Below are 7333 nucleotides of genomic sequence, written 5' to 3'. Positions count from 1 at the left end.
AAAGATGTACAAAAAATTACTGGCCTAAGCCGCTCGACAATTTACAGACATATCAATGCGGGCACATTTCCGGCCCCCGTCAAACTGACCGAACGGCTTATCGGATGGCACAGCACTTCAATTCAGGAATGGCTGGAAAGTCGCTTGGAAGTCTGAACACATACTCTCCCATGCAAAAACCGCCCGGCGTCATTTGCGCCGGGCGGTTTTGGTTGTCATCCGATGGAGCCACCTGCAGGGCTGCAATCAGTTTTCCAGGCAAGTGCTTTGCGCGTCACTTGCCACCTCGATTGAGGGCACATCGTCGTTGCTGGCCGTGATATCCTGTTCAAGCAGTTCGATATCCCGCCCAGACATATCTCTGACGCGCAACAACCGTTCGGCCAACGCTTCAAGGACAGTTCGATTGGCCCGGAGCGTGACCTCCGCCTTATCCTGGGCCTCGTGCAAATGCACCTCTACCCGTTCGCGGATATCTGCGGGAGCACGCCAAACATCTTCTGCCGAGAGACCATCCCATAGCAATCCACTGTCCCCGAACCCCCAATGGCGCTCAATCGCTAGGGCCAGACTGGTGGCTTTCGCGAGATCACTTTGCACTCCGGCACCCGCACCGGAACTCGGCTGGTCAAAAACACAGATTTCTGCGGCTCGGCCCGCAAGCAATACCTGCAGGCGTTCCTGGGCCGTCCTTGGCGTCAGGGATTTTACCGGCGCTGACTCGACCTGTCCCCCGTTCGGGGTGAGACAAACCCGATCCGGAATCGGCCAGCCGAGGCGCATCATGACGATCACATGCCCGGCCTCATGGATCGCCGCCCGCCATAACGTGTCATCGTCCAGCGGCGGTACAATCTGATCTGCCGCCAGTTCAAGGTGCTGTTGATTCACCGGTGCGCCATCGGCGCGGGCACGTCCAAGAGCATCCCGCGCTACAGCTTCGGCATCCGCGCCGGACAATCCGATCAGCCGATCTGCAATTGCCCCCGTATCGACGCCTCCGGTATTTTCACTACCAAGCTTTGTGGCGAGGATCGCCCTCAAGCCTGTTTTGCCGGGATACGGGACATGCAGCTTCAGATCGAAGCGCCCGCTTCGAATAACCGCCGGATCGACCGTATCAAGGTAATTGGTTGCGCCGAACAGAACCAAACCACCGATATCCTTGGCGCGGTTGATTTGCTCGAGCAACCCGTTCACGACACCGCGCAAGTAATCCGCATTGTGGGGCCGCGCATCTCTCTGCGAGAAGCTATCAAGCTCATCGATAAACAACACGGCCGGAGCCGCCTGTTTGGCTTCGCCAAAAGCCTGATCGAGAGCCGCCAGCATGTCGCCTTGATGGCCGTGCTTCTGACAATCCGAATACGACGTCTCGATGATCGGAAGGCCTGCCGAGCCCGCGAAGGCGCGCGCCATCGTGGTTTTGCCAGTACCCGGCGGCCCATGGAATACAGCACTCGATGCGACATCCGACCATGACAGATCACCACCTCGCCAAAGCTGAAGATCATTCAACATGCGATCCAGTGATCGGCGTACATCCCCGAGACCGTGGAGGCTATCCAGGGTCACGCCCGGAACCGGTCGTGTCAGTTTCCGGGCGATGCCTGCGAGGCGATCCGCCACCTGCAGGGTCGTGGGGGCCGCAAAGGCCGCATCGATCTGTGCAGGCTCGAACAGCTTCAGGCTGTGCTCTTCCGGCAAACGCTGGAGGATGTCAGCTTCGGACAGGTACCCCGTGGCGCTATGTGTCAACCGCAAGGTCTCGACGATGATCTGCGGCGTGATGCCCGGCCATGTCACCCGGCGCGACACAAGCGCATTCATGGTCTCGTCAAGCTATCCGGGGTCCGTAGTGACGATCAAAACCGAAGCCCCTTGAGCAAGACTCCGCTCGATCCGTGCCCCCCACATCCCGCGCTTACGCATGCGGCTTTTCGGGCGACCGGTTTCGTCCTCGTCCTGAACGTAGCGATGCAGATCAGCCGTTTTCGGTAAGAGCAGATGGCTTTTCCACTGTTTGGCGGCACCGGGCAGGATCTGGGCCAGCCCCCAGAGACAAGCTGCCGGGCAGATGAGGTTCGTGACATGACCAGGGACGAACAGACTGCGCAGGTGATCATCACTATCGACGATTACGCTCAACCCCAAGGCCGTGGCAATCAGGGACGCAGGCGGGTCCCCGTGCGCACCATCCTGCCTTGGCCGGTCCTTGATTGTGCCCATGGATCACATCCGGAGAAGATCGCCGCCGCGATCTCCGCCTCGCTCATGGTCTTGGCCAGAGGTGTTTCCGGGGCTTCCCAGGATCGTTTACTGGGTGGCCGTACGACATCATCGGGCAAATTGGCGACGACGTCATCGTCCTCGTCGTCATCTGGTTCATGTTCCATCGCGACAAAGCCATTCCATTCCTTGTCGAACAGCCCCCGCGCTTCCAGCGTTTGATCTCTCTATACCTTCCACCACATTAACCATAAGAATTTGAAAAATATAGACTTTTCATCTGCTGATAAGCCCGCATGCCCTGTAACCCTTTTTCACGGCCCAGCCCCGAGAGCTTGAAACCACCAAAAGGCGCGGCGATCGAGAGCTGCTTATAGGTATTGATCCAAATCGTGCCCGCCTCGAGCGCGCGGGCCACGCGCCAGGCCCGCCGGTAGCTGTCGGTCCAGATGCCTGCGGCCAACCCATAGGCGCTGTCGTTGGCGGCCGCGATCAGATCCGTTTCGTCTTCGAAGGTCATGAAACACAGGACCGGGCCAAAGATTTCCTCTTGGGCAACGGTCGAGTTGTTGTCGAGGCCTCCGATGATCGTCGGCTGGAAATAGGCCCCTTGTGCATAAACCTCACCTTCCGGACGGCACCCCCCGAAAAGGATTTCTCCGCCCGCGTCGATACCGGACTTTACAAAGGCCTCCACACGGTCCCGATGTGCAAAGGAGGATAGTGGACCGATGACACTGGATGGGTCAGAGGGCGGCCCCAGCGTCATGGCTCCCGCAGCCTCGATCAGCAAGTCAAGGAACCTGTCGGCGACAGAGGCCTGAACAAAGAGCCGCGAGCCAGCGACACAGGACTGCCCGGTGCCTCCGAAAATGCCGTTGGCAACGGCCCTGGCCGCCGCCTCGAGATCAGCATCCGCAAATACGATATGCGGAGACTTCCCGCCCAGTTCAAGGATCAGCGGCACCAGCCGGTCCGCTGCCCCCCGCGCAATGCTCTGGCCTGTCGCGGTACCGCCGGTAAAGCTGATGAGGCCTATCCCAGGGTCCTCGACCAGCGCCACCGCCGTTTCGCGCCCGCCGGTGACGACCGAAAGAAGCCCTTTCGGCAGCCCCGCTTCAACGACACACTGGCCCAGCGCAAGGGTCACGAAGGAGGTCGTTTCAGCGGCCTTGAGAACCACCGCATTCCCCGCCGCCAGCGCAGGCGCAATTTTCTGTGCCCCCATGGTCAAAGGCGAATTCCACGGCGTCAGCGCCGCGACCACACCGACGGGCTCATAGACCTGCATCGTAAAATAGTCGCCACGCGCGGGCGGCATGGACTCTTCGCTGCACTCGCAGACCGCCGCATAATAACGGAAGATGTCTGCGGCCGACATTGCCTGTGCCCGGCTTTCCTGGCGTGTCTTGCCATTCTCGGACATCTGCAGATCCGCGAGGTGATCGGCCTGGCGCTCAATCTCGTCTGCAGCGCGGGTCAGCACGCGGGCGCGCTCATGCGGCGGGCGCTCTGCCCAGTTGGTCTGGATCAGGGTGTCGCGGCCTGCCGCGACCGCGGCTGCGACTTGCTTTGGGCTGGAGGTGCCGACGCGCCCCAAGAGGGCACCGGTTGCGGGGTTTGTGACATCGAGCGGCGGCCCATCTCCGGCGGCGGGTCGCCCGGCAATTAGCAAGTCTTGAATTTGGTCGACCGGCGGCAGCACGGCGTCCTTGGCGAGAAGCGACATGGTCGGTTCCTTCTATGTTACGAAATTAGGTTCCGAGGTAAGCGGCCCGGACTTCCGGGCTGGCCAGCAATTCGTGGCCCGTGCCGGTCAGCACGACTTTGCCCGTTTCCAGCACCACGCCCGTTTCGGCGATTGAGAGCGCCATTTGGGCATTCTGTTCGACCAGCAGGACCGTCATGGACAGGTCACGGCTGATCTCTTGGATGATTGTGGCGAGTTCGGCGACGATGATAGGGGCAATTCCCAACGAGGGTTCGTCCAGCAAAAGCACGCGTGGTTGCACCATGAGTGCCCGACCGATGGCGCACATCTGCTGTTCCCCACCCGACAGGGACCCCGCCATCTGCCGCCGTCGCTCTTTCAGCTTGGGGAAATAGACAAAGACCCGGTCAAGCATCTGGTCTCGGGCGGCCTTGTCTCTGACGGTATAAGCACCCATCATAAGGTTTTCCTCGACGGAGAGCCGACCAAAGAGGCGGCGGCCCTCAGGCGACAGAGCGACGCCGTGGCGCAGCGGATCACCTGGTCGAGGTGACATGATCTTGTCACCCACGCGAATCTCGCCTTCGATGGGCTTCAGTAGCCCGCAGATTGATTTCAGAATCGTGCTTTTGCCGGCACCGTTGGATCCGACAAGCGCCGCCACCTGCCCTTCGGGCACGTCGAAGCTGACACCGTGCAGGGCACGAACAGGCCCGTAGTTGACGACGAGGTTACGGACGGAAAGGTCACTATGCATGTTCGGCTCCCAGGTAGGCTTCGATCACTTTGGGATTGTCCCGCACCTCTTCTGGAGCACCTTCGGCGATCTTTTCACCGTGGTCCAAAACAACGATGTGATCGCAGACCCGCATGATGAGCCGCATGTGATGTTCAACAATCAGAACCGACAGATTGAAACGGGTTCGGATCTCCTTCAACATGATGGCGAAACGGTCGACCTCATCGGGATTGAGCCCTGCCGCGGGTTCATCAAGCAACAGCAGCGCGGGCCGTGTAGCCAGCCCGATGGCCACACCGAGCCGCTTCTGATGGCCGTAGGCAAGTGTGCCAGCCTCCCGATCGGCGTGTTCGGTTAGGTCGAGCGCCTCCATTACCTCTTCGACGGTGCCCCGCGCCGCCTGTTCTGCCTGCCGGGCCGCGGGGCCGCCAAACAGCATCGCACCCAGCCCCAGCGGGTGCCGTAGTAGTGCCCCACGCAGGATGTTCTCTCGCACGGTTGCGGCGGGAAAGGTCGTCGCCGCCTGGAATGTCCGGGCCAATCCTCGTTCAACAATCCGGTGCGGAGCTAGGCCCCCGATGTCCTGCCCCTTGAATTGCAGGGTTCCGGAGGTAGCAGGCAGCGTGCCCGTTATCAGGTTGAAACAGGTCGTCTTTCCGGCACCGTTTGGGCCGATCAACCCGGTGATCGCACCGTCTGAGGCGGAAAAACTGACATCCGAAAGGGCCGTCAGCCCACCGAACCGTTTCGTCAGCCCGCTGATTTCCAAAAGCGTGCTCATGCCCGGCCTCCTTTCTGCGCCAGCTGTGCGGGAAGACCTACAAGCCCCTGTGGCAAGAACCGCAGCACCGCGATCAGCACGACCCCGTAGATGATATGCTGATACTCGACCGCACCGCGCAGGAACTCGGGCAGCGGCGTGAGAAAGAGCGCGCCAACCAGCGGCCCCCATAGGGCCAGACGACCTCCCGTTACCAGCATGATCACGTAAGACACCGACAGCTGGAATCCGAAGGTTTCAGGTGAGATGAAGCCGACATAGTGGGCCAGAAAGGCACCTGCGAAACCGGCGATTGCGCTACCGATGGTGAAGGCGATGTTCTGGGTCCTTGCCGTCGGAATACCCGAGGACTCCGCCAGATCCAGATTCTCCTCCACCGCGGCGAAACGCCGGCCCAATTGGCCACGGCGGATCAACACGAGCAGCCCAATGACCAATGACAAGCAGACCAGCGCAAAGGGATAGACTGCCTGATAGCTCGACAAGGTGATGCCAAAGAGCGATATCTTGGGAATACCCGCGATACCGCTCGACCCGCCGGAATATTCCGGGATGTCGAGCATGATGAGGCGAAACAGCTCGTTCAGCGCGAAGGTGATCAGCACGAAATAAACCCCGCGCAGACGCAGAAGCGGTGAACCGATGACAAAGGCCACCGCCCCCGCCACCAGTGCCCCCGCCGGAAGCCCCAAGAGGACCGGAAGGTCAAAGCGCACCACCAGCAGGACCGAGGTATAAGCGCCAATCCCAGCAAAAGCGGCATGGGCCAGCGAAAGTTGTCCAACCCAGGCGATGACGGCCAGACCGCTGGTCGCCATAGCCGAGATGCAGACCATGACCGCAATATGGAAGTGGAAGGTGCTGCCGGTGAACCAGGGGATCGTCGCCGCCAGAGTCAGCAGGATGGCCCCGACAAGCTTCATCGGACGCACCCCGCCAGCGGTTGAGGTGGATGTTACGCTCATGTCTCGGCCCTCCCCAACAGTCCTGCCGGACGGACCAGAAGCACGACAATCACCAACGCGAAGGTCACGATGTCGGCAGCCGAAGCGCTGACAAAGGAGGATGTGAAACTTTCGATCAACCCCAGCAGGATCGCGGCCAGCGCGGCGCCGGGAATGGAGCCGAGTCCGCCTAGGATCACCACAATGAAAGCCTTGAGCAGCGGCGTCGCTCCGATGAATGGGGACACTCCGAAAAGCGGTGCCATCAACCCGCCAGCCACCGCAGCCAACGCAACACCGAAGCCTAGGCCGAGTGCATACATGATCTCGAGCCGGACGCCAAAGACGGCGGCAATTTCCTGGTCCTGAACCAGTGCGCGCAGGGCCCGCCCATGCCGGGTATGCATCAAGAAAAGGTAGAAGATCAGCAGGATCACGATGCCGATGCCAAGTGCGAGCGCGCGGGATTTCGGCACGATCAGCGACCCCCATTTGAAGACGCCCGTCACGATGGCCGGAAATGCCTGCGGATCGGGGCCGAAAAGAATCAGCGCCCCATGCTGAAGGATCATCGCAAGCCCGAGCGAGGCGATCATCCCAGACAGCTCGTCATTGCGGAATGGTCGGAAGACGACCCTTTCAACCAGCGCACCAAACAGGATCGCCACCGCAATGGTCAGGGCCAGTGTCACCGGGAAGGGCAAACCCAGCCAGGTGACGCCGATCAGGGCGCAGAACGCCCCGATCATGTAGAATTCGCCATGCGCGAAATTGACAATACGCATCACGCCAAAAGCCAGCGTGAAACCGATGGCCATCAATAGGTAAAGGGTTCCCAGAATGATACCGTTGATTAACGACTGGGCTATAAGAAAGCTCACGAAGCCGGTCCTTTCAATGATATGCCGCGCGCAGCATGTCGTCGCGCG

General features: G+C 60.5%; 8 protein-coding genes. 1 reads left to right on the top strand and 7 read right to left on the bottom strand.

What is annotated here, in order from left to right; translation table 11 throughout:
• A partial coding sequence (locus RBB32_RS19435; protein ID WP_306155166.1) for an AlpA family transcriptional regulator occupies positions 1 to 156 on the top strand: 156 nt, incomplete at its 5' end.
• A gap of 90 nt (positions 157 to 246) precedes the next feature.
• On the opposite strand, the gene RBB32_RS19430 is transcribed toward RBB32_RS19435, so the two are convergent.
• The 7 genes from RBB32_RS19430 to RBB32_RS19400 form a co-directional block, all read right to left on the bottom strand.
• The gene (locus tag RBB32_RS19430) at positions 247 to 1830 is read right to left on the bottom strand and encodes an AAA family ATPase (protein ID WP_306155164.1); all 1584 of its coding nucleotides are present in this window, start codon (positions 1828 to 1830) and stop codon (positions 247 to 249) included.
• Between the two features lie 12 nt (positions 1831 to 1842).
• Positions 1843 to 2229, bottom strand: a complete 387-nt coding sequence (locus tag RBB32_RS19425) for a hypothetical protein (protein ID WP_306155162.1) — start codon at positions 2227 to 2229, stop codon at positions 1843 to 1845.
• Between the two features lie 244 nt (positions 2230 to 2473).
• The gene (locus tag RBB32_RS19420; protein WP_306155160.1) at positions 2474 to 3958 is read right to left on the bottom strand and encodes an aldehyde dehydrogenase; all 1485 of its coding nucleotides are present in this window, start codon (positions 3956 to 3958) and stop codon (positions 2474 to 2476) included.
• A gap of 25 nt (positions 3959 to 3983) precedes the next feature.
• A complete protein-coding gene (locus RBB32_RS19415; RefSeq protein WP_306155158.1) occupies positions 3984 to 4697 on the bottom strand; it encodes an ABC transporter ATP-binding protein in 714 nt (237 codons plus the stop codon).
• A complete protein-coding gene (locus RBB32_RS19410) occupies positions 4690 to 5460 on the bottom strand; it encodes an ABC transporter ATP-binding protein (protein ID WP_306155156.1) in 771 nt (256 codons plus the stop codon). Before RBB32_RS19410 ends, RBB32_RS19415 begins: the two co-directional genes overlap by 8 nt.
• Entirely contained in the window at positions 5457 to 6425 is a 969-nt protein-coding gene (locus tag RBB32_RS19405) for a branched-chain amino acid ABC transporter permease (RefSeq protein WP_306155154.1), read from the bottom strand. Before RBB32_RS19405 ends, RBB32_RS19410 begins: the two co-directional genes overlap by 4 nt.
• Entirely contained in the window at positions 6422 to 7285 is an 864-nt protein-coding gene (locus RBB32_RS19400; protein WP_306155152.1) for a branched-chain amino acid ABC transporter permease, read from the bottom strand. The genes RBB32_RS19405 and RBB32_RS19400 overlap by 4 nt, the downstream gene beginning before the upstream one ends.
• Positions 7286 to 7333: the final 48 nt, after the last annotated feature.

The sequence above is a fragment of the Roseovarius sp. MMSF_3281 genome (assembly GCF_030733685.1).
GTDB lineage: Bacteria > Pseudomonadota > Alphaproteobacteria > Rhodobacterales > Rhodobacteraceae > Roseovarius.
This window is presented reverse-complemented; position numbering and strand designations above follow the sequence as displayed.